The organism is Moorena sp. SIO4E2 (assembly GCF_010671945.1).
Taxonomy (GTDB): domain Bacteria; phylum Cyanobacteriota; class Cyanobacteriia; order Cyanobacteriales; family Coleofasciculaceae; genus Moorena; species Moorena producens.
The window spans coordinates 1-1100 of record NZ_JAAHIE010001391.1 but is presented as its reverse complement, the minus strand read 5'-3'; the positions used below and the strand labels follow the sequence as shown (position 1 = coordinate 1100).

At 42.5% G+C, this 1100-nt stretch carries 1 protein-coding gene; it reads left to right on the top strand.

Features of this window, described 5'->3' with window-relative positions:
• Positions 1 to 940: OB-fold nucleic acid binding domain-containing protein (locus F6K37_RS43920; protein WP_287257416.1), on the top strand; the 940-nt coding region annotated here is incomplete at its 5' end.
• Positions 941 to 1100 lie beyond the last annotated feature (160 nt).

Here is a 1100-nt window from a genome sequence, read left to right as displayed (position 1 = left end):
TGGTGGTGAGTTTAAGGCTTTGGCAGATTTATGCGATCGCGTGGATTTGCGCACCCTTAACCGCCGTGGTTTGGAAGCATTGATTTACTGTGGTGCCTTTGATAGCATTCAGCCCAACCGCCAGCAACTTATCAAAGACCTGGAGCCATTGATTAGTTGGGCGCAAGACCGTGCCAAAGACCGAGAAAGTGGTCAGCTGAACATTTTTGATCTGTTTGGCAACACTAATTCTGAGCCAGATCAGAACAATAATGCTTGGGAATCTGCTCCCACCGCTCCAGCAGTGTCTGATTTTTCACGCCAAGAAAAATTAAATTGGGAAAAAGAATTGCTTGGTTTTTATGTGTCTGACCATCCTTTAAAATCAGCCCGTCCAGTAGCTCAAGTTCTTTCTCCTGTCAGTTTGGCGGAGTTAGCAGAGCAAAAGAAGGGGACAACTTTGAGTGCTATTGTAATGCTCACCGAAGTTAAGCCTCACCTCACCAAAAAAAATAATGAACGCATGGCCTTTGTGCAGATGGAAGATCTGACCGGTCAAGCTGAAGGAGTTGTATTCCCGAAAACTTACGAAAAAATTAGTTCATTACTGCAAGCCGATTCCCGTTTAATTATTTGGGCGAAGGTGGATGAGCGAGATGAGAAAATTCAACTGATTATTGAAGATGCTGAGCTAATTGAAAGTTTACGAACAGTAGTAGTAGAACTTACCCCTCAGGAAGTTACGACAAACAACCTTAACCAATTAAAATCGATTCTGCAAAAACATTCCGGTAAAAAACATCAGGCAAAATTCCCCGTACTAGCAACTATTGCTGCACCCCAGCAGTATCAATTTGTCCGTTTTGATTCTAAATACTGGGTCCAAGATCACCAAGTAACCGTTAATGCTCTCAAAGCTAGCGGATTTGATGCCCGTACTGCTCCAGTAATCAGGAGTTGAATAAGGAGTTTAGTCTTTGCTCTTCTATTCTCAGCAATTTACTAAAACTATAGCATTTACAAATAGTTCATGAACAATCTGGCGTTGGTTAATAATAGAATGATTTTAAGAGTGAGGTGGAATAGGCATCTTGCCTGTTCGGCGATATTGTGGGGCTGGC